Below are 25,699 nucleotides of genomic sequence, written 5' to 3'. Positions count from 1 at the left end.
TCACCAGACCAACAAAACACGCTCTTCAATTCAACCCAATACAAATCAGGAAAAATGAAGACGTACCCTGATAGCCTCACGAAGCCTTCATCATTAAGCAAACGTAGGTAGCGGCTTTCACCTAAATACCTGTATAACTTACGACGTTTTTCAGGCGATCACCGTAGCTTTGTATGAAAGATTGATGAATATCCTTCTAAAGTAGGTTGCTCTGTATTGTCAGCACGGTCACATATACGTACTATTTGATGAGTGGTATTCGCTGCAGGGCTCGGATATCCAGTTTTGATAGGTGTGTATCGACGTCTGGCAGGCTGCTGCAAAATTACTAGGAAAAGGATTTATGCAATTCTTAGTCCGGTGATGCCCGCATGGTATTGCTGTGCGAGTACTACAGGGAACTGCCTGCAGTTGCAGGGAATGTGATCAGTCGTAACATCTGTAACACTCTACAGCAAGAGGTAAGTGCATACTATAGACGCTATACAAAAGAATCAAGCTTCTAGCGTTTTAATAGCCGAGAAATGGCTCCAACTCTCTCAATGAGTGCTATCTCAGCAGGTCTTACCGGGGGAAGCTGGAGATAATAGACTCCGTCCTGACCTGATTTTGTAACAGAAGTTTCTAAGCTGTTACAAGAAAATTGGAGTGATTGCATAGACTTCGGCTTCTTTGACTCTCCATATGGCTGAAGAAAAAGGTTGAAGTCATCCAATCGTAACATTCTCCTCAACTGCTTTATTTGAAGTTTGTTTGAAAGATCAGGTAGGGAGAAAGGTAGAGTCTATGCTTCTAGTGCTAGAGCACGATGCACCCACATACGCTTGCGGTTCGCTTGATGTAAGAGCTCTAATCGTTAGGCACTTTTGTTGATAGCTACCGATAGCGCAAAGGGTGATAGTGCAAGGTGGTAGCACAAAGAGTGCTCCGTTGAAGCGCGGTTGCTTTCCCCGAGCTCTTTTGCAGAGCTGTTGTTTAGGAGTGGAGTTCGCGTTGTTCCATAAAGACCTTTCCATTTCGCGAAGCATCTTTCCAATTTCTGTTAACGCTTTTCTACTACTGCTTTAGGATGAATACTGTAAAGGTATTTCCTACCACGCAGTTATGACATTTATCTAAGGTTCTTTCCTTAGTTTGTAGTTTTATTCCTATTTCTGTCGCTATTATGATTTACACTCATTCTCCTGAAACGTCTCGTACCTCTACGTTTCGCTCTAGTGGTCTAAAGGAATTATCCGATACTGTCCCTACGCAAAATGTGGTTGATTTTGATGTCTGCACACTGTCTTTTGAAGGACATATTGAAAGAATTCTACAGTGGGCTAGTGATGGTTTGAGTAAGGTGGTTTGCGTGGCCAATGTCCATATGCTAATGGAAGGCCACTGGCACACAGACTTTGCTGCGGTGCTCGATAAGGCGGATATGATAACGCCTGATGGTATGCCGCTTGCCTGGATGGTGCGATTGTTGAAGCTAAGCAACCAGGATCGTGTGGCGGGTATGGATATTTTGACTGGCCTATGTGAAAGATCAAAGCATCAGCCAGTGAGTTTGTTCTTTCTGGGATCACAGCCAAAGACACTGTCGCGGATTCGATCCCGAATCAACGCGCAGTATCCAAACGTGAGAATTGCTGGCATGGTGTCGCCACCGTTCAGAGCAATGACGTCTGATGAAGATCGAGCCATTATCGAGCAGATCAACAATAGTAAGGCAGGTATCGTTCTAGTGTCGTTTGGATGTCCTAAGCAAGAACGCTGGATGTATTACCACAAAGGCAAGGTCAATGCTGTCATGATTGGGTTAGGCGGCGCTTTCTCTGTTTTTGCGGGTGAGGTGAGGTGGGCTCCTCGCTTTGTGCGGAACTTGGGATTGGAGTGGCTATATCGCCTCGTTCAAGAGCCGCGTCGTCTTTCGAGGCGCTACATTAGTACTATTCCACCTTTCTTGTATCTAGCGTTGAAACAGGTGGTTGCTGGTAATCGTTAGTATTGAAATAGTCCTACGCCCTCTTTTACAGATGTTGATTGATGGCGTAGGACTTAGCTTTCAGAAGAAAAAGATTGCTCTGGTCAAGAAAGACTAGATGAGAGCATCTTCTTGGTGCGTTTGGATGGTGCAATCAGAAGTCGCATAGGCTACGCAGGTGAGTACGAAGCCTGCTTCCATCTGGTCGTCGTCTAGAAAGACCTGGTCCTCTTGGTTGACAGAACCAGACACCAGCTTGCCAGTGCAGCTAGAGCAAGATCCCGCCCGACAAGATGCTGGCAGATCGATGCCTGCGTCTTCGGCTGCTTCAATGATGTATTGATCGTCTGCGACTTCAATCGTTTCGTTGATGCCCTCATCTTCGTTGACGAGCGTAACGTTATAAGTTGCCATGGAAAACCCTCAAGGTGAATCAATAGAGTGTGAATCGATAGAGTAGTTAGCGATCGCGAGTACTATCTGTATGAAAAGTTTGTTTAAGCTCTCGTAACACTCTTGTAACAATATATACTGATTGCTGCGCTGAACAAAAATTCGCGGGGCTTCCCTCATCAGCAATAGGTCTGAGCGATAGAATGAGTAGCTGACAACCGACAGCTAACCCCCACTTCAATAGTTAGAACTTATGGCAATCTCTGCGGCTCGCTCATCCCAAGCCTCTTCGCCTGAAGCCCGTTCATCTGAAGCCTGCTTACCCGAAGACATCGCCTCAGAAGGACTGAAGCCAGATGAATATGACGAGATTGTCAGTCGGCTAGGTCGGCATCCCAACCGGGCTGAGCTCGGTATGTTTGGGGTGATGTGGTCAGAGCACTGCTGCTATAAGAACTCGCGGCCTTTGCTGAGCCAGTTTCCCACCGAGGGCGATCACATCCTCGTTGGCCCTGGCGAAAATGCTGGCGTGATCGATGTCGGTGATGGTATGCAAGTCGCCTTCAAAATTGAATCGCACAATCACCCGTCTGCGATCGAACCTTTTCAGGGCGCGGCGACCGGCGTGGGCGGCATTTTGCGTGACATTTTCACGATGGGTGCTCGTCCAATTGCAGCGCTCAATTCCCTCCGGTTTGGCAGCTTGGAAGATGCACGTACCCGCCAGATCTTTACGGGCGTTGTGTCGGGTATTGCTCACTATGGTAATTGCTTTGGCGTGCCGACTGTGGGCGGAGAAGTCGCTTTTGACCGGGCCTACAGCGGTAATCCTTTGGTGAATGCCATGGCGATTGGCCTGATGGAAACGGACGAGATTGTCAAATCAGGCGCGGTGGGGGTCGGCAATCCGGTTCTATACGTTGGCTCTACGACTGGGCGTGACGGCATGGGCGGAGCCAGTTTTGCTAGCGCAGAACTTAGCGACGAATCGGAGGCGAATCGACCGGCGGTGCAGGTGGGCGATCCTTTTTTAGAAAAGTCTTTGGTTGAAGCTTGCTTAGAAGCGTTCAAAACGGGTGGCGTGGCGGCAGCCCAAGATATGGGCGCGGCGGGGATCACTTGCTCTACAGCAGAAATGGCGGCGAATGGCGGGGTGGGCATTGAGCTGGATTTGGATCTAATTCCTGAGCGGGAGCCGGGGATGGTGCCTTACGAATATCTGCTCTCTGAGTCGCAAGAGCGAATGCTGTTTGTGGCGCACGCGGGTCGTGAACAGGAACTGATTGACATTTTCCATCGCTGGGGACTGCAAGCAGTGGTCGCAGGGTCGGTAATTGAGGAGCCGATTGTCAGGATTTTGTTTGAAGGGGGAGTGGCTGCAGAAATTCCGGCGACGGCACTGTCGGATAATACGCCGATCTATAAGCACGAGCTGATGGAATCACCACCGGAATACGCCCAGAAAGCTTGGGCTTGGCAGGAGAGCGAGCTACCCGAGGCGACGGCTAACGGCATTAGTGGCAAAAGCTGGAATCAGGTGCTGTTGGATTTACTGGCGACGCCAACGATCGCATCAAAGCGCTGGGTGTATCGGCAGTATGACCACCAGGTGCAGAACAATACGGTGATGATGCCAGGGGGTGCCGACGCGGCGGTGATTCGGTTAAGGTCGCAAATTAACCCAGACCCAGAAGCGAATGCGGGCTTGGCGGCGACCGTCGATTGCAACGCCCGCTATGTCTATTTAGATCCGTACGAAGGGGCCCTAGCTGCAGTGGCAGAAGCTGCCCGAAACCTGAGCTGCGTCGGGGCAGAACCCGTTGCCGTGACCGACAATCTCAATTTTGGCAGTCCTGAAAAACCTGTTGGCTACTGGCAGCTCGCTGAGGCCTGCCGAGGTCTGTCAGAAGGCTGTCGAAAATTCTCGACGCCTGTGACGGGTGGAAATGTCTCTTTGTACAATGAAACGTTAGACAGTGAGGGCAAGCCACAGCCGATCTATCCAACGCCCGTCGTTGGCATGGTGGGCCTGATTCCAGATCTGACTAAGGTTTGCGCTCAGGGATGGCGCTCGGCGGGTGATCTGATCTATTTACTCGGTGTCAGCTCTGATCAGACTAGGGAAGGCGCGGTGACACTAGGCGGATCTGAATACCTCAAGCAGATCCACCAAACGGTAGCTGGAAAGCCGCCGACTGTCGATATCGATCTAGAGCTGGCGGTCCAATCAGCCTGTCGTTACGGTATTCGGCAAGGGTGGATACGATCGGCGCACGACTGTGCGGAAGGGGGACTGACGATCGCACTTGCAGAAGCCTGCATCAGTGGTAATAGAGGCGCAAAGGTCACCTTGGCACCGGGCAGCTTGAGGCTAGATACCCTACTTTTTGGTGAAGGTGGCGCTAGGATTTTGGTCTCAGTTGCAAAGGCCGATCAGGCTGATTGGGAAGCGTATTGTCGAGACAATTTGGCTGAGTGCTATCAGATTGGTACGGTCGGCGATCGCCAGCAGCCGCTAGAGATGAGGTTGGCTGAGTCAGAGATTGCTCTGATTTCAATAGCGGTGGCAGAGATTGAGAATCGCTGGGGAAATGCGATCGCCAACGCCTTGACTACTTCATAGAAAATCTACGAAATCGAAAATGTACGGAAGTATTCTTTGGAAAAAAGTGCGGGCTTCGTCATTATTCCGCCCAGACTTTTCCACAGAGAGTGATAGGATTTGAGCAGAGATTAAAGAAATATTAAAATAGTTAAATGCCGTTTAATAGTCGGTTTTTAACTATCCGACAAGTGAGCTTTATAAGCGGTTTTGCCCGCCATTTGTCGCCAGAGTTTTTGCAACAGCCCAGCTATTTCATGGCTATCTCTGTTAGAAGGAAGTAAATAGTCAATCGTAAGGTTCGCTTTGATAGAAGTTAGCCCTACTGTTTTCATTGGAGTTTGAACCGAGCATGTCCCAGTCTACTGATTTTGCTGTTTCTGGTAATTCGTCTGTGATTAGTCTTGATGAGGGTGATGCAACCGCAAGCAAACAGGTAGAGGATGTCGGTGGCTCTGATAAACCAGAAGAAGCCTGCGGTGTCTTCGGCGTTCATGCCCCTGAAAACGACGTGGCAACGCTGACCTATTTTGGACTGTATGCTTTGCAGCACAGAGGTCAAGAATCAGCCGGGATCGCTTCTTTTGACCAGGGCGAAGTTCACACGCTGAAGGGCATGGGCCTAGTCTCTCAGATCTTTACAGACAAGGACCTGCACGAGATGCCGGGTGAGTGGGCGGTGGGCCATACCCGCTATTCCACGACGGGCTCTAGCCATGCGGCGAATGCCCAGCCCGCGATTGTGAGCACCAGGCTAGGCGATTTGGCTCTAGCCCACAACGGCAATATCGTGAACGTCAATAGCTTGCGAGCTGCCCTGCTAGAGCGCAACCACAGTTTGGTGACGACATCGGACTCTGAGCTGATTGCGATCGCCCTGGCAGAAGCTGTCAACGATGGCGAAAGCTGGGAATCGGGTGCGATCGCTGCCTTCAAGCGCTGCGAAGGTGCCTTTAGCCTAGTGATTGGTACCCCCGAAGGCATTATTGCCGCTCGCGATCCCCACGGCATTCGCCCCTTAGTTCTAGGCTATATCGGCTCTAGCGCTCCAGAAGAAAAAGGCGCAGGCTACGGCCCCGGCAAATTGGTCGTGGCCTCAGAAACCTGCGGTCTAGATATCGTCGGGGCTACCTATCTAAGAGATGTCGACCCTGGTGAAATGCTGGTGATTGACGATAGCGGCGTCAAATCTGTGCAGTGGGCCCAAGCAGAACGCAAGCTATGTGTCTTTGAAATGATCTATTTTGCGCGTCCAGATAGCGTATTCCACGGTGAGAGCCTGTACAGCTATCGCAAACGGATTGGTCAAAGACTAGCCCAAGAATCGCCCGCCGATGTGGATTTGATCATGGCCGTTCCCGATTCAGGCGTGCCAGCGGCCATCGGCTATTCAGAAGCCTCTGGGATTCCGTATGCAGAAGGGCTAATTAAAAACAGATACGTAGGCCGCACCTTCATTCAGCCCACCCAGGCCATGCGCGAGACCGGCATCCGCATGAAGCTAAACCCGATGCGAGACGTGCTAGAAGGCAAGCGAATTCTAATCGTAGATGATTCGATCGTGCGCGGAACGACCAGCCGCAAGCTAGTGAAGATGCTCTACGACGCTGGCGCAACCGAAGTCCATATGCGAATCTCTTCGCCGCCCGTCACCCATCCCTGCTTTTACGGCATCGACACCGATAATCAAGATCATCTTATTGCCGCGACTAAGTCTGTTGCAGAAATCGAGCAACAGTTGGGCGCTGATTCTCTGGCGTATCTGAGCTGGGAAGGCATGTTAGAAGAAACCCGAGCTGCCACCAGTAGCTTTTGCTCGGCCTGCTTTACCGGGGCATATCCGATCGAGATTCCTGAGCAGGTCAAGCGATCGAAGCTAATGCTGGAAAAAATTCCGGCTGGCGTTGGTTAGAGGATTACAACCAGGCCCCCATCAGAAATGGCTTTTGTACTCAAGCAAAGCGGAGTCACTGTTACAGTGCAGACCCGCGATTATCGGCCACCTCACGTACATGTCGATTCTCCAGATGGCAGTGTTAAAGTCGATATCTCTGGTGATGTGCCAAAGCTATTGACCATCAGCAAGAAGAAGCGGCTCAAAAATACAGCCGCATTTGAGCGGAAGGCGCTGAAAATGGTGGCAGACAACTTAGCAACCTGTCGAGCAGCTTGGAGGAAATATCATGGCAATCTATGAAGATGAAAGACTGGCTGTATCTGCTCGCTACATCTCGTCAAGCCGAGAGTTGGAGATTACTTTAGACGATGGCTCACGTCATCTCATTCCTGTCGATAGGTTGGAAATGGTTGAGAGTGCGCCTGATGCCTATGTTCCTATTGCTAAGCCAAGCGATGAACAGCTAGGCGATGTCAAGGTGTGGGGCGGTGGCTCCGCCATTTACTGGGAGTCTATAGAACAAGTGTTTCGAGTTGATGAGCTCATGGCTGGCATCTATGGCCGTCCGGCTTGGATGAAAAACATATCTGTCTCAGTTTGATTGAAGCTTCTGACTAAAGCTTATGCTCTCGCCTTCGCCCTTCAGTCTCATCGTTGCCTAGAACCTTGACAGAGTCATTTTGTTAGGGTCTGCTTTTACCCAATTCCTTCTATGACTGGATGAAAATAGAAGGATAAAGCAATTACTGTATAGGTCGCTAATAGCAAAGTGCCTTCCAGCCAGTTTGACTTGCCGTCGGCGCTGATGGAGTTGGCGACTAGCACTGCCACCACGACAGAAAGCAGCTCAAAGTTGTTGAAGTCTAGGTCCATGGGCTGACCCATGAACGCACCAATAATGACTAGCAAAGGGCCGACAAACAGGGCAATTTGCAGGCTAGAGCCGACTGCTACATTCAGCGATAGATCCATTTTGTTCTTGAGGGCGACGGTGACGGCGGTGGCATGTTCAGCCGCGTTGCCAATTACAGGCAAGATAATCACGCCAGTAAACAGTTCTGACAGACCAAGCTGGCTGCTGGCAACTTCTAGCGTACCGACTAAAAATTCTGACTCGACAGCAACCGCTAGGGTAGCAGCTAGCAAGACCCCTACCCACAGTTTGAGATTGGGCGCTTCGGCGTGTTCAGTCGTGCTCTTCTGCTCAACTGCGATGCTCTCAGAGAGCGGCTTCGCCAACGCATTCCCGTCGATCAGCACCGTGTCCTTATTTGCCACGGCATCCTGTCCTTCTTCCGCCATTCCTACGTCATAGAGATAGGAGTGCGTCTTCATTGAGAATAATAAGGTGAGGCCATAGACCAGCATCAGCACTACGGCTACCGCGATAGAGAGCCTTTGAAGTACTGGTTCTTCAATACCGGTAGAGGTGAAATCGACGGCGGTAGGCAGCAAAACGGCAATCACCGCTAAATTCATCGAAGACGCATTCAGCCGGGCAATCGTAGGCTGAAAAGTTTGCTCCTTGAATTTGAGGCCGCCGAGCAGCATTGCTAGTCCCATCACCAGCAATAGGTTGCCGATAATAGAGCCGGTGATACTGGATTTGACAACATTGATCAGGCCCGCTCGCAAGGCAAAGATGGCGATAATTAGCTCAGTGGCATTGCCAAACGTGGCGTTCATTAGCCCTCCCCAAGAAGGCCCCAGCACCACCGCGATTTCTTCGGTTGCGGTTCCCATCCAGCCTGCCAGCGGGATGATGGCGATCGCAGCGGTGACGAATATAATCAGGTCGCTCCAGCCGAGGAAATGGGCGGCGATGGAAACGGGAATGAAGGCTAAAAGGCCGTAGAAGATTATATTGCGGGGCGTCATGTAGGAATGGGGGATGGGGAATTAGAAATGTTTACAGTAGATTACCTCTGGGTTAGCGCTCCTATCAAGATATGTTGAAGTGAATATGCTGTGGTGGGTAAGTTGGAGTGGGCAAATGGATGAATTAGTGAGCGTATGAAGATCTTTTTGAAGTTGCTAGGGCTGGCGGTGGGACTGCCGACGGTAGCGATCGCACTGTTCTATTTCTGGGGGTCATCTAGTGGACACAGCCAGAAGAACTATGCCGACACCGTTAGCTACACAGAAGGCGGTGGCCTCAACTACGGCGCAGTTTTCGTGCCAGGCGAGACTATTCATAGCATTGTCAGCTACAACTTGGGCTATCTCTCAGGGATGACGAACAATACGACTGCGAAGCTAGACCGCGCCGCTTTTGACGCGAATCAGCAGCAGGTGATTGCTGCGCTCAATGAACTAGGGCCGGATATTGTGGCTTTGCAGGAAGTTGACTTTGGCTCGCAGCGCTCTTATGAAGTCGATCAGTCGCAGGCGATCGCCCAAGGACTCGGTCTAGATTTTGGTGCGATCGCCATCGGCTGGGATAAGAACTACGTTCCCTTTCCCTACTGGCCACCTGCCGCGCACTTTGGCAAGATGCTGTCGGGCCAGTCGATTATCAGTCGTCATCCCATCCAAGAAAACAGCCGCCTTGTTCTAGAGAAGGTGGCAGATAATCCCTTCTACTACAACGCTTTTTATCTCGATCGGCTAGCCCAGGTTACTCAAGTTCAGTTTGGCGAGCAGCCGCTGATTGTGATCAACGTGCATTTAGAAGCCTTTGACGAGCCGACTCGGGTCAGCCAGACTCAGTTTGTGCGATCACTCGCTGAAGACTACGCCAAGACCTACCCCGTCATCCTTGTCGGCGACTTCAACAGCGCCCTCAATCGCGGTACCTTTATCGATGCCAGCGGAGTAGATCACGGCGAAACCCAGTTTTCTATCAAAGAAATGCTAGCCTCTGAAGTGCTGGCTTCAGCAGTCCCCGAAGCCGACTGGAGTGAAAATCTAACCTTTCCCAGCAACCAGCCCGAATACAAACTCGACTATATTTTTTATACGCCCGACACCATCGAAATAGTTGAAACGCAAGTATTAACAGCAGCAGGCGAAGCCTCTGACCATCTGCCTTTGATGATGCAATTTCGATTGAAGTAAGCAATCATGGCTCTTTCCACTCGGCCCCCGAGCCGACAGCTTAGCAAACAGAAAATAGGTGCCCTGTTGAAACTCGCGAAGCGTGGGCATGGCAAAACTACGACACGTCCCCCGATTATCTGGACGCTTCCGCCCATGCTTTCCTTACCCAGACTCAAGGCGCTACTACCCGATAACCTGCCCTATGCAATTATTGGCGGCATTGCAACTACTTTTTATATGCCAGCGCGTAATACTCAAGATCTTGATTTGTTAATTCTGGCAGATGATGCCGAGCGTCTAGAGCAAGCGCTAATTAAGCAAAGCTGGACGCGGATAGAAAACATCCACATCTGTAGCGATGGCGTCGAAATCATAGGAGGTGCCTGGCGGTCTATAGAAGGTGAACTTTTAGATCTTCTCTATACCCCCAATCTCGCCTGGGCTAGAACCGCATTGCAACCCGAAGAGACAATCACTACGCCCGATGGTCTAAGAGTGATTGCCCTACCTTATTTGATCTTATTGAAGCTGCTAGCTAGGCGGAACCGCGACATTCTAGATATTGAGGAGATGTTGCAGTATTGCGACCAGCAAAAAGTTGCTGACATTCGCTCGGTTGTTGCTAGGTCGATGCCTACGTTTTTGGAATATTTGGAGCAGCATATTGTGCTCGCTCAGATGGACTAACCAGAATCGCTCGCTAGCTCTATCTACGGGTGCGGACTTTTTTGTAGGGGTTTTGTTTGGCGATCCAGGTGAGGAATTTGATCATGTCGGGGTGCGATCGCAGCAGGTCAGCCGAATAGAGGTCAGCCGCGAGTTTTTTGTTCGTAAACAGCGTATGAATTTGCTTGTGGCAAGGCGGACAGATATCGATGGTGGGGCCAAGGTCGGCGCGGTTTTTCTTCTTTCTGCGTTTGGTTTCCTGTCGAGGAACGAGGTGGTGTTCGGTTAGCTTTGGGCAGTTGCGATCGCACAATTCACAGTTAGAGTCACAGCTAGATTTACGACGAGCCATTGGCAGATAAATTCATTCGCGGTTTACGGTAGGCTTAAGAACTTCTGACAAGCTTTGCTTCGTCTAAAATCGCCTATCTATTTAATCCATTCTAGAATTTCTATGCTTGGCCTTGCCATCCATACCGCTAGTCCACAGCTTGGGCTGATGCTACAAAGCATTGAAGGCACTGTCGAGGGCGCTGTTGAAGGCACTAGCACAGCAGTAAGGCGGCATCAGGTATGGGATCTAGGCCGTGAGGTCTCCAGTCAGCTCCATGTCAAGATGATGGAATTTGTGTCGCCCTACACTTGGCAAGATTTGAGCTTTGTTGCTGTCGCTAAAGGGCCAGGTGGCTTTACCGGTACGCGAGTTGGTGTCGTCGCCGCGAGAACGCTAGCACAGCAGCTAGAGATTCCTCTGTTTGGCGTGTCTACTTTGGCGGCGCTAGCGATGGGTGTCGCCAGGGAATCTCAGTCAGCGTCAAAAGATATTGCCGTGATGATGCCTGCTAAGCGAGGTGAGGTATTTTGTGCGATCTATCGGTTTGATAAGGTTGGACAGCCAACACCTGCGTTTGAAGATCAGGTGCTGATCGAGGCGGAATGGGCAGAGACTATTAAGCATTGGGATAGGCCGCTGGTTCAGATTCAAACAGCAGCGGGAGAAGGAATTGCTAATTCTGTGGTGGGCGTGAGTGCGATCGCGCATACCCGATACAGAAATGGTCTCCGGCCCGACTGGTCTGCAGTCATGCCCTTCTATGGACAGCATCCCGTCGTCAACTGCTAGCGTTTGGATTGTAAATGAGTAGACGAGGCGTTGGTTCGATATTAGATTTTGCTAGTTTAAAGCAAGGGCTACCTGCTATTACGCCTGCGTTTGGTGCAGCTTTGGCTGAGTCTGTCGCTGTCTGTCTAGATGAGCAAGGCCATCAATCGGGTGTATCCCTGAAGCTATTAGGTGATTCTTCAGGTACTTTCTTGCTGCTCTATTCTGAAGTGACTGAGCAAATGAGACGCTGTTGGAATGACCGTGAGTATGCTACTGAGCAAGCAGCTTATGGTGTGGCGCTGTTATTGATACAGCGATTAACAGAATTCACAGTCATTGAGCGTTCTCGTAGAGGAACTGGCTTCGATTACTGGTTAGGCAAGGTTTCAGACGTGAGTGAACAACCTTTTCAAAAGCTCTCTCGACTAGAAGTCTCCGGTATCCGGCAGGGTTCTGAACAGCAAATTCGGACCAGGGTTAGAATGAAGATCCGGCAAGTTCAAGCTGTCAATAATCGCCTATCAGTGTATGTTGCAGTGATTGAATTTAGTCGACCTCTAGCTTGGGTTGTTAGGCGATGAGTGCAGTTCAAGAACTTCATCAGAAAGCCATGGATCTCGCTGAACAAGCCGATCTTGCAAAGTTACGCGGTCCCTCTGGTCAAGTGCAATCGATATTGAAGCAAGCACTAGCCCTAGAATCTGAAGCTGCTCAACTAATAGCTCATGATATTTCTGCTGAGCCTTCAAGATCTGTGCTGCATCGAAGTGCAGCGAGCCTAGCTATAGAATGCGGCGAACTACAGCTTGCTGAGAAGCTAATTGCACGAGCGCTAGCTGGCACACCTCCCGCAGACATTGAAGAAGAATTGAAAGATTTATTCATCCAGATAAACTTACCAAACTATTTGAGCCGTCAAGGTATAGAGCTGACGGAATCTCAACGACAGCTTCTAGCCTATTGAAACAGTTCCAACTATTGGCTTCGACTATTGCTTGGTTTCAGTGACGAGTGTAAGGCTAGTCCAAGCGCCTGTGGTGTCGTAAGTGCGAATCAGTCTCTGACGGGTTTGCAAGTTGAGTAGCCAGCCGACTTCTAGGAAGAGGGGCTGACGCGGTGTGATCTGGCTAGGGCAGGTTGAGGAAGCGCCGTCTGGTAGGAGGAGAACTTGAACGGGCTGCGATCCGTCTGAGAAGCTGATTTTTTGACCTTCAAGGGTGCCTGTAGAGGTAATCGACGTAGCAGTGGGACTGAATGTGATGGTTTGGCGGATAGTGCGATCACCCACCCGTTCAACCGTAAGCTGAGTTTCGCTATGCTGCGCTGGTTGCAAGTCGGCGTATTCAGTCACTGCTTTGCCTTGCCAGGTGCCTAGCAGATCCGAAACTTTTAGCGGCGGACGTTCTGGTGTGGATGACCCTTGAAGCTGTTCGCGGATCAAAGTGAGGCTTTTGAGCGTGCTGGCCTGAGCGCTGGCCTGGTCGCTGGTTTTATCAAAAAGCTGAACCAGGCGCAGGCGGCGATCGCCCGCAATCAGTCCTAGCTCTGCGCCAAAGGTAGAAACCGGGCTCCACTGGATAGAGCCCTGTGAAAATGCGCCTGTTTCAAAAAAGCGGGTGGCCCGGTTGAGGGTGCGATAGTCGAGCTTTTGAATCTGGGCGGGAGCATCAGCGGGGTAGCGACGGACTTCTTGGCGCATGGCCTGGCTGTCGTCATACGGCGCTAGCTCTACTTCTGTGGGTGTGTCAGAAAGGATAGCGCCAGCGGGTGAGAGCTGCGTAAACGAGCCCTGCCAAGTGCCTACATTTTTGAGCAGGCGTTGCCATTGGGTCAAGCTTTCGGATGAGTGAGAAGTAGGCATAATCAGGCATTAGAGGATAGCAAAAATAGAGATAATGATGATAATCATTGAGTGAGCCAAAGCCTTCTAAACTGTAGAACGGTGCCGCAGTACATTCTTTTTTGGAACGCTGATGACTTCTCAATCTCCCCATCCTTCTACGCTGCCAACCAAAGAGGAAGCAACTGGTCTAGGGACGTTTGGCGGCGTGTTTACGCCTTCGATCTTGACTATTTTAGGCGTGATCATGTACCTGCGCTTTGGCTGGGTAGTGGGTCAAGTGAACCTGTATCCAACCCTGGCGATTGTGACGATTGCTACGTCGATTACGTTTTTGACGGCGCTGTCGATTAGCGCGATCGCTACTGACAAAGTTGTCCGGGCGGGCGGTGCCTACTATATGATCAGCCGCTCTTTGGGCATCGAAACCGGCGGGGCGGTCGGCATTCCGCTGTATTTTGCACAGGCGCTATCGGTGGCACTCTACACCATCGGTTTTGCCGAAAGCATACAGCTGGTGTATCCAGGTGCGCCTATCGTGATTGTGGCTTTGATTACTACGGTGTTAGTGACCGCTTTAGCACTAGCCTCGGCGGATATCGCCATCAAAGCGCAGTACGTCATCATGGCGGCGATCGCCCTCTCTTTAATCGCCCTTGTGTTTGGTCATGATGTCGTCCCTGATCCTTCCGATGCGATCAACATTACCGAAGTCGAAAAGGTCGGCTTCTGGGCCGTCTTTGCTGTCTTTTTCCCGGCAGTTACTGGCATCATGTCAGGGGTGAATATGTCGGGCGATTTGAAGGATCCGATCCGCTCAATCCCTCGGGGAACGCTGGCTGCTGTCGTCGTTGGATACGTCATCTATATGGTGATTCCCTTTATTTTAGTTACCCGAACGCCGACCGCATCTCAGGCGTTGCTTAACCCCGATCTGATGGTGATGAAGCGCATTGCGCTGTTTGGCCATCTGAAGATTGATTCTGTAATTTTGGGCGTATGGGGCGCAACGCTCTCTAGTGCGATTGGCAGCATCTTAGGTGCGCCGCGAATTTTGCAGGCACTGGCTCGCGACAATATTTTGCCTCGCAGTTTGCGATGGCTAGGTAAAGGGAATGGGCCGACAGACGATCCTAGATTAGGGACGCTGTTTACACTGGGGATTGTGCTGGCGGTGGTGATGCTGGGGAGTTTGGATGCGATCGCGCCTGTCCTCTCTATGTTTTTTCTCACCACCTACATGGTGCTAAACGTTGCCGCCGGACTTGAAGGCTTTTTGCAAAGTCCCTCTTTTCGGCCTACTTTCAAAGTTCACTGGTCACTTTCGGTATTAGGGGCGATTGGCTGTATTGCTGTCATGTTTTTGATCAATCCTGTTGCCACCATCGCGGCGCTAGTGATTGTGGGCCTAATTTACTTTTGGCTAGAGCGTCGGCAGATTGAGAGCACTTGGGGCGACGTGCGCCAGGGGATTTGGATGACCATTGTCCGCACAGCCCTACTCAACATCGACGACAACGCCGATCCTAAGAACTGGCGGCCTCATCTGCTGGTGCTTTCTGGCGCACCTTCTAAGCGGTGGTATCTGATCGAGATGGCTAGAGCCATGACTCACAACCGAGGCTTGATCACGGTGGCTAGCATTATTCCTAGCGGCTCGCGTAGTATTGCCCAGCAGGAAAAAGCGGAAGTCGTTCTTAGAGACTTTCTAGACAAGCGCGGCGTCCAGGCATTTGCCAAAATTGTCACCGCCGACGATCCCTTCATCGGCACCAAGCAGCTATTAGAAACCTACGGGATGGGACCGCTGATCCCAAATACGGTCTTGCTTGGAGACTCTGATGATCCTGAGCTTGAGAGCATCGAGCGCTATTGCAACACCATTCGGGTCTGTCATGAAGCCAAACGCAACGTCGTCATTTACCGAGATGAGAAAGGGTCAGATGCACCAGACTCGCTGCATCCGCCGATGTACGCTAGCCCTGAAAAGCAAAGAATTGATGTGTGGTGGGGTGGTTTGCAGTCCAACGGTGGACTGATGCTAATCTTGGCCTATTTGCTGAGGACTAGCTGGCAGTGGCGCTCAGCAGAAATCAGGCTAAAGCTGGTGGTAAACGATGAAGAAGCTCAAGAAGCTGCTCAGATCAATCTAGAGAACCTGACTAACAGCCTTAGAATTGGGGCCAAGTCCGAGATTATTTTGGCGAACAAGCGACCCTTTAAAGAGATTTTGCGAACGTCTTCGGCTAGCGCGGATCTAGTGTTCTTAGGACTAGCCGTGCCTAAAGTAGAAAGCTATCAAGCGTATTATCAAACTTTGCAAGATCGCGTTGTGGGTTTGCCTGCCACGGTCATGGTTCTAGCGTCTGAGAATCTAGACTTTTCTGAGCTTTTGCAGAAGGACTTGGCATAGGTGAAATGCATCGGTGAACTAGGGATAGGCCCGCCCTAGATATATGATCTGAATCAGCAGACATTAGAAACTGTATGAGGTAGGTAAGCGATGGCTATGCGGCGCATGGAGATGACTCTAAAGAATATCAAGCGAAAGCGAGCCCTGTTGATGCGGCGCGTGGTGATGATGGCGGCGGTTAGCCTAGTGCTGATTTTTGGATTTTGGGTGACGCCGGCTCTAGCTCAAGACAACACAGTCGATTACACCCTGACGAATCAGGCGGGCGGAGACTTTGCGGGTAAAAATCTCTCCGGCTCTTCTTTCGCTGCCGCCGATGCGCGTGATGCCAGCTTTGAAGGGGCGGATATGAGTGGCACGATTTTGACCAAGGCGACATTTCTACGCACAAATTTGAAGGGCGCAGACTTTACTAAGACGTTTGCCGATCGAGTGCTGTTTGACGGCTCGGATTTGACCAATGCGATTTTTGTAGAGGCGATCGCAACCAGCAGCTCATTTGGTGACACCATCATTACAGGCGCAGATTTTTCCGATGCCATCATCGATCGCTTTCAAGTGAAGAACATGTGTAAACGCGCCGACGGCGTTAATCCCGTTACCGGCATCTCTACTCGCGAAAGCCTAGGCTGCCGCGATTGAATATCTTTGTTGCTCAGCAGCTCAGCATCTCAGTAAGCAGTGGACACCTCTTCTCCTTAGATGATACGATCGGCAAACTGCCTACAGTGCGAGTCCTACTGATGTCTGCTGATCCGCTTCCTGATGACTCAAACAGTGTTGATATTGACCTCAGCATTGACCTCGATATTGATGCTGGTCTTTCTAAGCAAAGGAAAGTCGTCGACGGAACTATTGAATCTACACTAGATAGACTAGATGCCGAGGGAAACCGTGTTCGGGAATCTGCTCCTCCTACTCACGTATCTGGTCATGTTAGTGGGCACCTAACAGTTGCTAGCAGTACTCCTGATCTATCCAAAGCGGTCATCGCCAAAAGCGCAGCTCATGCCACAGTTCACGCTGTCTCTGTAGCGGCAACTACGATGAACCACGCTCCGACAACCAATGCACTTAAGATAACTCGCCGCCAGCGACCAGGTATCTATCGAATAGGTTCTGCTGCCTTAGGAGGGCTTTCAGTTGGGACAATTGTAGGCGCTGCTGTTGGAGGTCCCGTAGGTGCTATTGTTGGCGCAGCGACGGTGGCTGGGGTTTCTGCTGTTTCTACGCTCAATTCCAAGCTGAACAGTTAATCAAGAGATCGACAATGGATGGTGAATACACAAGGCTTGTGGTTTTTGCTGTCCTTACTATCCTGTGGAGTTGCCTACGCTCTTGGCGACTAAAAAGACTGCTTGACACCAATCAGTTTAACGAGATTGCTTGGGCTATTGGGGGAGTTGTTTTGACATCTGGGTTACTTTTCAAAGCTATAGATAGCGCTGAGCTTAGAAAGATAATTGGAACAGATGGATGCTTGGCCCTTTTAGTAGGAGCTGGATCGCAAGTTCTAAGCTCATTGAGCGACGGTATAAAAGGGGATATTGCTCACCTTCAGAAAAGCATATTTCGGTCCAGACAGAAAAATCGCAATCCTTGATTGTCGTTGCAGGCTAAACGCATCTATCCGCATTTTTCAGAAGATTTGCAGCAGCGACCGGGCAAAGATGCCAGTGCCGATGACGACGATTCCGCAGGCGCTGGCTGTAGGTACCCACTCTACGATCGCCCTTTTAGGCGCTGGTAGCTGCTTAAACATCTGCTTTGCATAAACCAGCATTAGTCCCAACGCGGTCAATACGACTGAAAGTCCTAGGCTAAAAATCAAGACCAGCACTAAGCCAGAAAAAGGATCGCCGATTGCGATCGCCCCTAGCAACAGTACCAGCGCCGCCGGACAAGGCACCAACCCTGCCGACAGTCCCAACAGCAATAGATTTCGCCAGGTCACCGGCTCTCCTGCTGCGGCAGGTAAGTGAGAGTGGGTGTGTCCGTCGTGAGAATGCTCGCCATGCGAGTGGTGATGATCGTGATCGTGGCTGTGATCGAGGTGATGGTTGTGATTGTGGCCTTGACCGTGATCATGGTCATGCTCGTGATAATCGGGTTCATGATGATCGTGAGCGTGGTGATGGCTATGGCTAGCTTGAGGGTGACTGGGTTGAGAGTGACTATGAATTGCGCTTGCTTTGGTCGATCGCTGTGATCGCCTCCATCGCCCCCATCGCTGCCACAACAAATTCAGCCCAATTACAATCACCATGCTCCCTGATACCAAACTCAGCCAGGGATAAAGCTGTTCGGGCAATATATAGCGGGCCGCGAACAGCGTCACGAACCCCAAAGCAAAGACGCCCAATGTATGGGTAATTGTGGTGGTCATCGCTAGAAACACAGCGTGGAGTGGCGTTGCCCGCTCGCCAATCAAATAGGCCCCGACTAGCGTCTTCCCGTGCCCTGGAGACATCGAATGCAGTGCCCCCCATAAAAAGGCACCCGCTAGTGACAGTAGCCATTTTCCTGAGATACTCGCCGCGCTTCCTGCTATGCCCTCTGGCGTCAACGCTAAGGTGGTTTTTCGAGGCGTAAATACATGGTTGGCCAACTGCCCCGCATGCGAAATAGTTGCCACACAGCTCGCTTTGGGTGCGCCTGGCAAAAATAGGTGATAGTCAATGGTCAGGTGCTGAAATGGCTCAGACCAAGCGTAGTTCAACAGAAGATTCGTATGCGTTTTAGGCGCGATCGTCCCGGTGACGGTGCCATTGGCCTCCAGACTCTCGCTACGAGACTGCACAGTCAAAGCGGCTGTCTGATCGCGTTCATTTGTCAAGAGAATACGATCTTGAAAAAAAATCTGAAGCGCCTCTCTATGTTGAGCGATCTCTGCGCCTGAAAGTCGGCCATCGTCATCGTCATCGGCAAAGGCAGTCAGCTCGCCAGGATAGACGAGGGAAATCTGAGCGCTGGCTGCTTGCACAGTGATTTTGGCGGTTGCCAGATCATCCCAGTGAGCGGCGCTAGGCATCGCTGTCGATAGCCAAACAGACAGTAAACCTATGCTAAATAGTAAGCTTGGCCACCTAAATTGAGGGCGCTTTGATTGAGCGCGTTGAAGGAGCCGCCGCCTTCCTGCTATCAAGCTTCGAGACAGTCTTTGCCAGGATCTGCGAAAGGATGTTTGAGTCATAGCAGCGAATCTAAAGCTGAAAGTTATTATGCAAGACTTTGACCTGAAAAAGCATTGCAAAATTGTTTCAACGCTTCCTTGATGTAAGAGGGTTCCCATCGGGCTTTCAAATCAGCTTTTGGGCGGCCACTACCGAATATAAAGCAGTCTACACTGGTGCATTTATGGACAGACCAAAGCAGTCGCACAGCTACCTCAACCCGGCTCGTTCTATACGCTGTATCCTTTGCCCTATGCCTGTCGTTTTCGTTTAAATATCAGATAATAGAGAAAGATTCGATCAGCCTTTATAAGCTTGGCTGTGCAAAGGTTTAAGCATGATTCAAACCACTCTATTTCCAGATACTTTTAGACAAGTTTTCTCTCTTTCTAACGACGAGATTGCGATCGCATTTGAGCAAGTCGCAGACCTTTTAGAAACCCAAGGCGATGACTACTACCGCATCCGTGCCTATCGCAAAGGGGCGCAATCTGTTCGCGCTCAAGCTCAGCCTGTCGTAGACATCTTTGAAACCGAAGGCGTAGCGGGTTTAGAGCAGCTTTCATACATTGGCAAACGGCTAGCCGCCTCAATCAAGGAGCTAGCGCAGACTGGTGAGCTGAGCTTATTAGCTCGTTTACAGGCAGAGACCTCGCCAGAGCTGTTTACAAAAATTCCTGGCATAGGCCCAGTTCTGGCCAATCGCATTCACAAAGAGCTAGATATTGACTCTTTAGAAGCGCTAGAGCAAGCGGCTTACGACGGCAGCTTAGCTCAGCTTTCTGGCTTCGGAGAGGGGCGGACTATGCTGATTCGCGATTCAGTCGGTGCGATGCTAGATAGGGCCGCTGCTAGGCAGCTACAGGAAGCAAGAGCTAAGGCGATGTTGCCGTCTAGGTCTTCACCGTCTGTGGCACAGCGCTTACGAGGCTCGATTAACCGTCGGCAGAAGACGCTAGCGCAGACCGTAGACTCGCCCTCTATTGAGCTACTGCTAGAGGTAGATGCTCAGTATCGGTATTTGGCAAAAGCTGGGCAGCTCAGAATGATCGCGCCTCGTCGGTTCAATCCAGATGGAGAACCTTGGCTGCCGATTATGAGATTACAAAAAGAAGGCTGGTCTTTCAATGTGCTCTACTCCAACACGGCTAGGGCACACGAGCTGGATAAGACGCACGACTGGGTTGTTGTTTATTACGAGAAAGTAGGTAAAAAGGCTAGTCAGCGTGGGCAATGTACTATCGTGACTGAGACTCAGGGAATGCGTGAGGGCGATCGCGTCGTCAGAGGTGAGCTAGCAGCGGCTTCATAAACGAACAAAAAGTGAAGACGAGGCTGTGAGGACCGCATTGGAAATTACAGTCTGTATACAATGGCGATAGCTGCCCCAGCGCCTTACTGTATTTGCCAGAAGAAACCATGCGCCTATTCTCAACGCTTTCAACCCTCTCAGCTACTGCCATAGCATTAGGTCTAGCGCTGAGCTGTCGCCAGCCGCTCTCAACATCGACTGAAGCAACACCAGCGAGTCCGATAGTAGAAGATGCTAGCTCTATACCCCAGGTTTCGCCCGATACTGATGCAGTCGAAACTCAAGCTGCTACGGATGTACCGCCTGCAGTCTTTACCGAAGACAATATCGCCATTCGCGGCGCCGATCCGGTTGCTTATTTTGCAGAGAACCGCTACGTTCCGGGCAGCGCTGATTATACCTACAACTGGGCAGACGCCACTTGGCAATTTGCCAGCAGCGAAAATCGCGATCTATTTGCCGAAAATCCTGAACAGTATGCTCCCCAGTACGGCGGCTTCTGTGCCTGGGCTGTAGCCGAAGGATACACCGCGTCAGTCGATCCCAATGCCTGGGAAATCGTAGACGGCAGGCTATATCTCAACTACGATACTCGCATTCAAAGGCGTTGGCAGCGAGATGTTCCCGGCAACATTGCTAGGGCCGACGAAAACTGGCCAGCAGTGCTTAATTAGTGCGAATCACTGATCGCCCACATTACTAACTTCGCTGCGATGGAAGCATTAGCAATCCGTTGGCGATCGCAGTTCCCAACAAAATCAAGCAGCATCCCAAAACTATCGCGACTGTGAGGGTTTCATGCAAAAAGACAGTTCCCCACAGCACCGCAAAGATAGGCACTAGATAGGCCACTGTCAGCGCTTTAGAAGAGCCAACGTTTTGAATTAGCCGAAAGTACAACAGATAGGCGAGCGAAGTCGAAAAGAGCGCCAGGGCCAGAACGGCCAACATGATTCTAGCTGAGGGCACAGCAGCGGGCGCTGTAAAAGGCAATAGCGGTAGCAGGGCTACAGCCGCGCTGAGCTGGCTAGCTGGCGCAATCAGCAGAGGCGGTATTCCCGACAGGTGGCGCTTGGCATAGGGAGCCGAGATCGCATACATGATCGCGGCCATCAGCCCTGCCGCAATCGAACCGATCACCATTGGCGTTATTGTCATCGGCTGCAGTCCAATCAACACAACAACGCCAGCAAACCCTAAAAGCAGTCCCAAAGTTCGAGCAATCGTTAACTTTTCTTGGAACCAGGTCGCTGCTATCAGCGTGCCAAATAGAGGCGTCGTCGCGTTCACAATAGAGGTATAGCCCGCCGGTAAAGAGAGCGAAGCGAAGGCCAAAAAGAGGAACGGCAGGGCCGAATTGATACTACCCACGATGAATAAGGGCACCAGGCTCGGACGAATGACTGACCATGCTTGCGATCGCAACAGCAAAGGCAGTAGCGCTAAGCCAGCCAATAGCACCCGACATTCAATCAGCCAAACTGGACCTAGAGCAGGCGCAGCTATCCGCATAAATAGGAAAGAGCCGCCCCACAAAGCAGACAGCAGCAGCAGCTCAAGGACATCTGAAATCCGCATTAGTTTTCCTTCCTGGCTTAGTTAAACTCAGCGCTAACTTAGCTCGATTGAATGGGGCTCGATTGAATAATTAGTGACGACCAGATTGAGCCGCTTCCCAGCCTAAAATAGCCTGCTTGCGATCGCTGCCCCAACGATAGCCACCCACTTCCCCCGAGCCGCGAATGACCCGGTGACAGGGAATCAAATAGCCGATTGGATTCTTGCCAATAGCAGTGCCAACAGCTCTAACCGCTGTGGGCCGCTCAATTATTTCAGCAATCGTTTTATAAGTTGTGAGACTTCCCGATGGAATCTGCAATAAGGCTCGCCAAACCTGAAGCTGAAAGTTTGTTCCTTTAACCAGCAGCGTTAGGGGCTGATGCGGCTGGGTCATTGCTGGCGAAAAGATGTGATCGCATAGTGCTTGCGTCTTTTCAGGCTCTCTTACTAACTGGGCATGAGGCCAAGTGCGGCTGAGTAGCTTGCCTACATCTGATTCGCCATTGTCTAGATCACCGCCCCGACCGTCACCTAGAAAGTGGAGTGAACAAATGCCTCTTTTGGTAGCTGCGATCGCCACAGCCCCAAATAAAGTGGAGTGCGAACCATAGTGAATATCAAGCCCTTCGCCGCCATTTTTGTATTCACCGGGCGACATCGCCTCTATCGAGACAAACAGATCGTGCAGGCGGCTAGGCCCAGAAAGCCCAAGATCTATGCTGAGTTTCAGTAGGCTATCTGTGCGGGAGATATTAGCTTTGGCCTGCTCGATCGTCAGGTACTGTAAAAACCGTTTGGGGCTGATACCTGCCCAGTGGGTAAAAAGCTTTTGAAAGTGATACTCGCTAAGCCCAACATGCCTAGCGATCACAGATAAGTCTGGCTGCTCAGCTTGGTGCTGTCGGATAAAAGAAATTGCCGCCGCGACCATCTGGTAATGATCTAGCAGGTCATCTTTTAAATCAAGTCTGGGTAGACTCATCTCCACTTTGCTCTCTTTCTGCGCTCTGTTTCTGTGCTCGCATCAGCTTACACAGGCCGTGAGCGCAAAAGCCACCTGATTCTTGCGACATTCGCTTTTTGGAGTGTCTGGTGTAATGTCTGAATCTACAAAGCTATCTAATTCACAGGCTCAGGGCGACTGCCCACCGCATGACGGTCGATTACCTGATCAACCAAGCCGTATTCCATTGCCTCTTGAGGAGACATGAAGAAGTCGCGCTCGGTGTCTTCTTTAATCTTTTCCAATGACTGACCCGTGTGCTTAGCCATCGCTTCGTTCAGCATCGTCTTTAGATACAAGATTTCTTTGGCCTGAATCTCAATATCAGTCGCTTGACCCTGCGCGCCGCCAGAGGGCTGGTGAATCATCACACGGCCATTGGGCAAAATCATGCGCTTACCTTTGGCACCCGCGCTGAGTAAAAAAGCCCCCATGCTAGCCGCTAACCCCATGCAGATCGTTGCCACGTCCGGGCGAATATGGTTCATCGTGTCATACAAGCCCAAGCCCGCAGAGACAGAACCACCAGGCGAGTTGATATATAGATAGATATCCTTCTCAGGGTCTTCAGCCTCTAAAAAAAGCATCTGAGCCACAATCAGGTTCATCGAGTCGGCAGTGACCTGACCATGCAAAAAGATGATGCGCTCTCTGAGCAAGCGTGAATAGATGTCGAAAGCGCGCTCGCCGCGACCCGACTGCTCAATAACGGTTGGAATCATTAGAAGCTCTAGAGAATTTTTAGATGTTCGTTTTCCTAGATTGTACAGACTCCACACACTTCCTGGTTGGATCTAACGAAGTGTGGATAACCCGAATTTTCTTCGTAAGGTTTGCCTTGAGGTGTATAGGTCTAAACTGGCGATTCGATGTAATAGTCGAAGTGTTGTTCTCACCTAAAGTGCTATGTCGGTTGTTTTTCTTGCTGGAGCTAGTCGAGGGGTTGGTCGTGAAATTGCCAAGCAGCTAATCGCCAAGGGGCATCAGGTAATCGCGCTTTTGAGAAGTAAGGATGCTGAGAAAGCGCTAGCGGATATGGGTATCACTGTCAGATTTGGTGATGCTTTGGACGTGGATGCTGTGAAAACAGCGGTTGGCGCACAGGCTGTTGATGTGGTGATTAGTACAGTGGGCGGCGTTCCTAGTATGGAGGCTAGCGATCTCCCTGACTATCTGGGCAACAAAAATCTGATCGATGCTGCTGTTGTCGCCAAGGCTAAACGCTTTATCTTGATTAGCTCGATTGGCAGTGGTGATAGCGCGATCGCCCTGCCGCCAAATGTGTTAGAAACTCTCGGCCCTGTTCTTAAAGAAAAGGCGCAGGCAGAAGATTATTTAGTCAATAGCGGACTAGACTACACCGTCATTCGACCCGGCGGACTCGTTTCAGAGGCAGCGACCGATCAAGAGATTCTGACCGCTGATGTGTCTGTCTCCGGGTCAATTCCACGCGCTGGGGTCGCTCGACTAGCGGTGGCCTGTATGGAGAGCGGTCGCGCCCAAAACCAAATCCTTTCCGCTATCGATCTGTCCATGCAGCGAACCGAAGGTGATATCGATACCTTCGATCTGTAATGGGCGAGCTAGCGGGCGATCTGTGCTAGTGATCTGTAGTGGGCGGTCTGTAGTGGTCTAGCTCGCTGACTCTAGTCAACTGGCTCAATCCACTGGCGGCTAATCGCAAAATCTAGCGCGTAGCGAGCAGAGACAAACCACAAGAAGCTTTCGCCCGTTACTAACAGCCAGGGAATGAAGGTAAAGGTATCGTCCCAGGTGGCTTCGATTTGGGCGAGTGATCGCACCAGTGCAAACGCTCCGACCGCCCCGCCGCCCAGATGCAAATTATCGTCTTGCCTAACAATGTAACGATACGTAACGCCAAAAAAGAAACCCGATGCGATCGCCACCGCTAGGTTCACTACCCAGCCCAAAATACTTCCTGGTATGGGCAAAGACAGTTCGACAGCAACTGCGCCAAGCATCACCGTCATTGAGACAAAGCCAACTACGCTCGCGCCAATCAGACCAGATTTAACTGACTCTAACCGCGCCTGGTCAAGTGTCATTTCTGATGAGATCACATTCAAAATCCTGCTTTTTTCCTGAGCAAATCACCTTGCTGACCATGAAGGCAGCTCTAACTTTACCGTATGATAGAAAGTGAAGAATTTACCCCTTTAAAACAGACTATGGATATCTTGACACTTGGCTGGGTTTCTTTGCTGACCTGCTTTACCTTCTCTATCTCTATGGTGGTTTGGGGCCGTAACGGATTTTAGTCTTAGTGCTAGTAAAAGGCGCAACAGACAAGAATAAACAAGGCAAGGATAGATAGAAAGATGAATGCTTTTGTCAGCGACTTTCTAAGCATGGCATCACAAAACCAGGTGCTGACAGTACTGGCTGTGATGTCTTTTGTTTTATTGATTGTCGTAACGGGCGGCGTAGTCTATCTCACTGCTATCGAATGGCGAGATAAGAGACGCCGGGGCGATGAAGCGAGGGCGATGCCTGCTCGTGGCGTTCGGGGTAAGCGGAAATAAGTTTGACCCAGCCTAAAGACCTCGCTAAAGCGGCCAGTTTTAAAACGACCAGTTCTAAAACGGCTAGACAAATCGCCTTTGAAGCGCTCCGAGCTATCGAACGGGGCGCTTTTGCTGATGTCGTTATTGACCGCAAGCTCAAGGCCAGTCAAATTGGCACCCAGCCCGGTACTCAATCCAGCAC

Annotated in this window: 28 protein-coding genes; 19 read left to right on the top strand and 9 right to left on the bottom strand. The window is 50.8% G+C overall.

Annotated elements, in window-relative coordinates; genetic code table 11:
• Positions 1 to 1,165: 1,165 nt before the first annotated feature.
• Complete coding sequence (locus tag IQ256_RS09670; RefSeq protein WP_193855339.1) at positions 1,166 to 1,990, top strand: WecB/TagA/CpsF family glycosyltransferase; 825 nt, start codon at positions 1,166 to 1,168, stop codon at positions 1,988 to 1,990.
• A 93-nt stretch (positions 1,991 to 2,083) separates the two neighbouring features.
• On the opposite strand, the gene IQ256_RS09665 is transcribed toward IQ256_RS09670, so the two are convergent.
• Positions 2,084 to 2,383, bottom strand: a complete 300-nt coding sequence (locus tag IQ256_RS09665; RefSeq protein WP_193855338.1) for a 2Fe-2S iron-sulfur cluster-binding protein — start codon at positions 2,381 to 2,383, stop codon at positions 2,084 to 2,086.
• Positions 2,384 to 2,615: 232 nt separating this feature from the next.
• Here IQ256_RS09665 and purL point away from each other — a divergent pair, with 232 nt between their 5' ends.
• From purL to IQ256_RS09645, 4 genes are all read left to right on the top strand, one after another.
• Positions 2,616 to 4,985 carry a phosphoribosylformylglycinamidine synthase subunit PurL gene (gene purL, locus IQ256_RS09660; RefSeq protein WP_193855337.1) on the top strand — a complete coding sequence of 790 codons (2,370 nt, stop codon included), beginning with the start codon at positions 2,616 to 2,618 and terminating at the stop codon, positions 4,983 to 4,985.
• Between the two features lie 331 nt (positions 4,986 to 5,316).
• On the top strand, positions 5,317 to 6,876 hold the full coding sequence (gene purF, locus IQ256_RS09655) for an amidophosphoribosyltransferase (RefSeq protein WP_193855336.1): 1,560 nt from the start codon (positions 5,317 to 5,319) through the stop codon (positions 6,874 to 6,876).
• A gap of 27 nt (positions 6,877 to 6,903) precedes the next feature.
• Entirely contained in the window at positions 6,904 to 7,161 is a 258-nt protein-coding gene (locus tag IQ256_RS09650) for a DUF4160 domain-containing protein (protein ID WP_193855335.1), read from the top strand.
• Positions 7,148 to 7,462, top strand: a complete 315-nt coding sequence (locus IQ256_RS09645; protein WP_193855334.1) for a DUF2442 domain-containing protein — start codon at positions 7,148 to 7,150, stop codon at positions 7,460 to 7,462. Before IQ256_RS09650 ends, IQ256_RS09645 begins: the two co-directional genes overlap by 14 nt.
• A gap of 95 nt (positions 7,463 to 7,557) precedes the next feature.
• Here IQ256_RS09645 and cax read toward each other — a convergent pair whose 3' ends face one another.
• Positions 7,558 to 8,739, bottom strand: a complete 1,182-nt coding sequence (gene cax, locus IQ256_RS09640) for a calcium/proton exchanger (RefSeq protein ID WP_193855333.1) — start codon at positions 8,737 to 8,739, stop codon at positions 7,558 to 7,560.
• A gap of 135 nt (positions 8,740 to 8,874) precedes the next feature.
• Here cax and IQ256_RS09635 point away from each other — a divergent pair, with 135 nt between their 5' ends.
• Both IQ256_RS09635 and IQ256_RS09630 read left to right on the top strand, forming a co-directional pair.
• Positions 8,875 to 9,918 (top strand): endonuclease/exonuclease/phosphatase family protein, encoded by a 1,044-nt coding sequence (locus IQ256_RS09635; RefSeq protein WP_193855332.1) that lies wholly within the window; start codon positions 8,875 to 8,877, stop codon positions 9,916 to 9,918.
• 6 nt (positions 9,919 to 9,924) lie between these two features.
• On the top strand, positions 9,925 to 10,587 hold the full coding sequence (locus IQ256_RS09630) for a hypothetical protein (RefSeq protein WP_193855331.1): 663 nt from the start codon (positions 9,925 to 9,927) through the stop codon (positions 10,585 to 10,587).
• 19 nt (positions 10,588 to 10,606) lie between these two features.
• Here the strand turns inward: IQ256_RS09630 and IQ256_RS09625 are convergent, their stop codons facing one another.
• Positions 10,607 to 10,918, bottom strand: a complete 312-nt coding sequence (locus IQ256_RS09625) for an HNH endonuclease (RefSeq protein WP_193855330.1) — start codon at positions 10,916 to 10,918, stop codon at positions 10,607 to 10,609.
• A 102-nt stretch (positions 10,919 to 11,020) separates the two neighbouring features.
• On the opposite strand from IQ256_RS09625, the gene tsaB reads away from it, so the two are divergent.
• The 3 genes from tsaB to IQ256_RS09610 are packed head-to-tail and all read left to right on the top strand — an operon-like array spanning position 11,021 to position 12,635.
• Complete coding sequence (gene tsaB / locus IQ256_RS09620; RefSeq protein ID WP_193855329.1) at positions 11,021 to 11,689, top strand: tRNA (adenosine(37)-N6)-threonylcarbamoyltransferase complex dimerization subunit type 1 TsaB; 669 nt, start codon at positions 11,021 to 11,023, stop codon at positions 11,687 to 11,689.
• 14 nt (positions 11,690 to 11,703) lie between these two features.
• Positions 11,704 to 12,252, top strand: a complete 549-nt coding sequence (locus IQ256_RS09615; protein ID WP_193855328.1) for a hypothetical protein — start codon at positions 11,704 to 11,706, stop codon at positions 12,250 to 12,252.
• A complete protein-coding gene (locus tag IQ256_RS09610; RefSeq protein WP_193855327.1) occupies positions 12,249 to 12,635 on the top strand; it encodes a hypothetical protein in 387 nt (128 codons plus the stop codon). The genes IQ256_RS09615 and IQ256_RS09610 overlap by 4 nt, the downstream gene beginning before the upstream one ends.
• Positions 12,636 to 12,659: 24 nt before the next feature.
• Here the strand turns inward: IQ256_RS09610 and IQ256_RS09605 are convergent, their stop codons facing one another.
• Positions 12,660 to 13,532, bottom strand: a complete 873-nt coding sequence (locus IQ256_RS09605; protein ID WP_193855326.1) for a DUF3598 family protein — start codon at positions 13,530 to 13,532, stop codon at positions 12,660 to 12,662.
• Positions 13,533 to 13,644: 112 nt separating this feature from the next.
• Between IQ256_RS09605 and IQ256_RS09600 the strand changes: the two genes are divergently transcribed.
• From IQ256_RS09600 to IQ256_RS09590, 3 genes are all read left to right on the top strand, one after another.
• Positions 13,645 to 15,924, top strand: coding sequence for an amino acid permease (locus IQ256_RS09600; RefSeq protein ID WP_193855325.1), 2,280 nt, complete (start codon positions 13,645 to 13,647; stop codon positions 15,922 to 15,924).
• Between the two features lie 90 nt (positions 15,925 to 16,014).
• Positions 16,015 to 16,566 (top strand): pentapeptide repeat-containing protein, encoded by a 552-nt coding sequence (locus IQ256_RS09595; RefSeq protein ID WP_228024731.1) that lies wholly within the window; start codon positions 16,015 to 16,017, stop codon positions 16,564 to 16,566.
• The gene (locus IQ256_RS09590) at positions 16,563 to 17,180 is read left to right on the top strand and encodes a hypothetical protein (protein WP_193855324.1); all 618 of its coding nucleotides are present in this window, start codon (positions 16,563 to 16,565) and stop codon (positions 17,178 to 17,180) included. The genes IQ256_RS09595 and IQ256_RS09590 overlap by 4 nt, the downstream gene beginning before the upstream one ends.
• A 383-nt stretch (positions 17,181 to 17,563) precedes the next feature.
• Here the strand turns inward: IQ256_RS09590 and IQ256_RS09585 are convergent, their stop codons facing one another.
• Positions 17,564 to 18,955 carry a nickel/cobalt transporter gene (locus IQ256_RS09585; RefSeq protein ID WP_228024730.1) on the bottom strand — a complete coding sequence of 464 codons (1,392 nt, stop codon included), beginning with the start codon at positions 18,953 to 18,955 and terminating at the stop codon, positions 17,564 to 17,566.
• 479 nt (positions 18,956 to 19,434) lie between these two features.
• Between IQ256_RS09585 and IQ256_RS09580 the strand changes: the two genes are divergently transcribed.
• The gene (locus IQ256_RS09580) at positions 19,435 to 20,409 is read left to right on the top strand and encodes a helix-hairpin-helix domain-containing protein (protein WP_193855322.1); all 975 of its coding nucleotides are present in this window, start codon (positions 19,435 to 19,437) and stop codon (positions 20,407 to 20,409) included.
• A gap of 107 nt (positions 20,410 to 20,516) precedes the next feature.
• A complete protein-coding gene (locus IQ256_RS09575; RefSeq protein WP_193855321.1) occupies positions 20,517 to 21,083 on the top strand; it encodes a YHS domain-containing (seleno)protein in 567 nt (188 codons plus the stop codon).
• Between the two features lie 25 nt (positions 21,084 to 21,108).
• On the opposite strand, the gene IQ256_RS09570 is transcribed toward IQ256_RS09575, so the two are convergent.
• The 3 genes from IQ256_RS09570 to clpP all read right to left on the bottom strand — a co-directional run bounded on the left by IQ256_RS09570 (position 21,109) and on the right by clpP (position 23,694).
• A complete protein-coding gene (locus tag IQ256_RS09570; RefSeq protein WP_193855320.1) occupies positions 21,109 to 21,987 on the bottom strand; it encodes a DMT family transporter in 879 nt (292 codons plus the stop codon).
• A gap of 70 nt (positions 21,988 to 22,057) precedes the next feature.
• Entirely contained in the window at positions 22,058 to 22,951 is an 894-nt protein-coding gene (locus tag IQ256_RS09565) for a methylated-DNA--[protein]-cysteine S-methyltransferase (RefSeq protein ID WP_193855319.1), read from the bottom strand.
• 137 nt (positions 22,952 to 23,088) lie between these two features.
• Positions 23,089 to 23,694 carry an ATP-dependent Clp endopeptidase proteolytic subunit ClpP gene (clpP, locus tag IQ256_RS09560; protein WP_193855318.1) on the bottom strand — a complete coding sequence of 202 codons (606 nt, stop codon included), beginning with the start codon at positions 23,692 to 23,694 and terminating at the stop codon, positions 23,089 to 23,091.
• A 184-nt stretch (positions 23,695 to 23,878) separates the two neighbouring features.
• Between clpP and IQ256_RS09555 the strand changes: the two genes are divergently transcribed.
• The gene (locus IQ256_RS09555; protein WP_193855317.1) at positions 23,879 to 24,547 is read left to right on the top strand and encodes an SDR family oxidoreductase; all 669 of its coding nucleotides are present in this window, start codon (positions 23,879 to 23,881) and stop codon (positions 24,545 to 24,547) included.
• A 71-nt stretch (positions 24,548 to 24,618) separates the two neighbouring features.
• Here IQ256_RS09555 and IQ256_RS09550 read toward each other — a convergent pair whose 3' ends face one another.
• Positions 24,619 to 25,053, bottom strand: a complete 435-nt coding sequence (locus tag IQ256_RS09550; protein WP_228024729.1) for a hypothetical protein — start codon at positions 25,051 to 25,053, stop codon at positions 24,619 to 24,621.
• A 108-nt stretch (positions 25,054 to 25,161) separates the two neighbouring features.
• On the opposite strand from IQ256_RS09550, the gene petN reads away from it, so the two are divergent.
• The 3 genes from petN to IQ256_RS09535 form a co-directional block, all read left to right on the top strand.
• The gene (petN, locus tag IQ256_RS09545; RefSeq protein WP_193855316.1) at positions 25,162 to 25,251 is read left to right on the top strand and encodes a cytochrome b6-f complex subunit PetN; all 90 of its coding nucleotides are present in this window, start codon (positions 25,162 to 25,164) and stop codon (positions 25,249 to 25,251) included.
• 60 nt (positions 25,252 to 25,311) lie between these two features.
• Positions 25,312 to 25,515: a hypothetical protein gene (locus IQ256_RS09540; RefSeq protein WP_193855315.1), complete on the top strand. Its 204-nt coding sequence runs from the start codon at positions 25,312 to 25,314 to the stop codon at positions 25,513 to 25,515.
• A gap of 2 nt (positions 25,516 to 25,517) precedes the next feature.
• On the top strand, positions 25,518 to 25,699 hold a 182-nt coding region (locus IQ256_RS09535), incomplete at its 3' end, for a hypothetical protein (RefSeq protein ID WP_228024728.1).

Source organism: cf. Phormidesmis sp. LEGE 11477 (assembly GCF_015207105.1).
Taxonomy (GTDB): domain Bacteria; phylum Cyanobacteriota; class Cyanobacteriia; order Phormidesmidales; family Phormidesmidaceae; genus Phormidesmis.
This window is presented reverse-complemented; position numbering and strand designations above follow the sequence as displayed.

What these genes read in the sequence shown, in the direction of transcription:
- cax (WP_193855333.1), bottom strand. Translation starts at nt 8,739, where the DNA reads ATGACGCCCCGCAATATAATCTTCTACGGCCTTTTAGCCTTCATTCCC.
- IQ256_RS09665 (WP_193855338.1), bottom strand. Translation starts at nt 2,383, where the DNA reads ATGGCAACTTATAACGTTACGCTCGTCAACGAAGATGAGGGCATCAAC.
- IQ256_RS09540 (WP_193855315.1), top strand. Translation starts at nt 25,312, where the DNA reads ATGAATGCTTTTGTCAGCGACTTTCTAAGCATGGCATCACAAAACCAG.
- purF (WP_193855336.1), top strand. Translation starts at nt 5,317, where the DNA reads ATGTCCCAGTCTACTGATTTTGCTGTTTCTGGTAATTCGTCTGTGATT.
- petN (WP_193855316.1), top strand. Translation starts at nt 25,162, where the DNA reads ATGGATATCTTGACACTTGGCTGGGTTTCTTTGCTGACCTGCTTTACC.
- IQ256_RS09645 (WP_193855334.1), top strand. Translation starts at nt 7,148, where the DNA reads ATGGCAATCTATGAAGATGAAAGACTGGCTGTATCTGCTCGCTACATC.
- IQ256_RS09555 (WP_193855317.1), top strand. Translation starts at nt 23,879, where the DNA reads ATGTCGGTTGTTTTTCTTGCTGGAGCTAGTCGAGGGGTTGGTCGTGAA.
- purL (WP_193855337.1), top strand. Translation starts at nt 2,616, where the DNA reads ATGGCAATCTCTGCGGCTCGCTCATCCCAAGCCTCTTCGCCTGAAGCC.
- IQ256_RS09595 (WP_228024731.1), top strand. Translation starts at nt 16,015, where the DNA reads ATGGCTATGCGGCGCATGGAGATGACTCTAAAGAATATCAAGCGAAAG.
- IQ256_RS09610 (WP_193855327.1), top strand. Translation starts at nt 12,249, where the DNA reads ATGAGTGCAGTTCAAGAACTTCATCAGAAAGCCATGGATCTCGCTGAA.
- tsaB (WP_193855329.1), top strand. Translation starts at nt 11,021, where the DNA reads ATGCTTGGCCTTGCCATCCATACCGCTAGTCCACAGCTTGGGCTGATG.
- IQ256_RS09635 (WP_193855332.1), top strand. Translation starts at nt 8,875, where the DNA reads ATGAAGATCTTTTTGAAGTTGCTAGGGCTGGCGGTGGGACTGCCGACG.
- IQ256_RS09605 (WP_193855326.1), bottom strand. Translation starts at nt 13,532, where the DNA reads ATGCCTACTTCTCACTCATCCGAAAGCTTGACCCAATGGCAACGCCTG.
- IQ256_RS09630 (WP_193855331.1), top strand. Translation starts at nt 9,925, where the DNA reads ATGGCTCTTTCCACTCGGCCCCCGAGCCGACAGCTTAGCAAACAGAAA.
- IQ256_RS09580 (WP_193855322.1), top strand. Translation starts at nt 19,435, where the DNA reads ATGATTCAAACCACTCTATTTCCAGATACTTTTAGACAAGTTTTCTCT.
- IQ256_RS09575 (WP_193855321.1), top strand. Translation starts at nt 20,517, where the DNA reads ATGCGCCTATTCTCAACGCTTTCAACCCTCTCAGCTACTGCCATAGCA.
- IQ256_RS09585 (WP_228024730.1), bottom strand. Translation starts at nt 18,955, where the DNA reads ATGCCTAGCGCCGCTCACTGGGATGATCTGGCAACCGCCAAAATCACT.
- IQ256_RS09625 (WP_193855330.1), bottom strand. Translation starts at nt 10,918, where the DNA reads ATGGCTCGTCGTAAATCTAGCTGTGACTCTAACTGTGAATTGTGCGAT.
- IQ256_RS09670 (WP_193855339.1), top strand. Translation starts at nt 1,166, where the DNA reads ATGATTTACACTCATTCTCCTGAAACGTCTCGTACCTCTACGTTTCGC.
- IQ256_RS09600 (WP_193855325.1), top strand. Translation starts at nt 13,645, where the DNA reads ATGACTTCTCAATCTCCCCATCCTTCTACGCTGCCAACCAAAGAGGAA.
- IQ256_RS09570 (WP_193855320.1), bottom strand. Translation starts at nt 21,987, where the DNA reads ATGCGGATTTCAGATGTCCTTGAGCTGCTGCTGCTGTCTGCTTTGTGG.
- IQ256_RS09615 (WP_193855328.1), top strand. Translation starts at nt 11,704, where the DNA reads ATGAGTAGACGAGGCGTTGGTTCGATATTAGATTTTGCTAGTTTAAAG.
- IQ256_RS09650 (WP_193855335.1), top strand. Translation starts at nt 6,904, where the DNA reads ATGGCTTTTGTACTCAAGCAAAGCGGAGTCACTGTTACAGTGCAGACC.
- IQ256_RS09565 (WP_193855319.1), bottom strand. Translation starts at nt 22,951, where the DNA reads ATGAGTCTACCCAGACTTGATTTAAAAGATGACCTGCTAGATCATTAC.
- clpP (WP_193855318.1), bottom strand. Translation starts at nt 23,694, where the DNA reads ATGATTCCAACCGTTATTGAGCAGTCGGGTCGCGGCGAGCGCGCTTTC.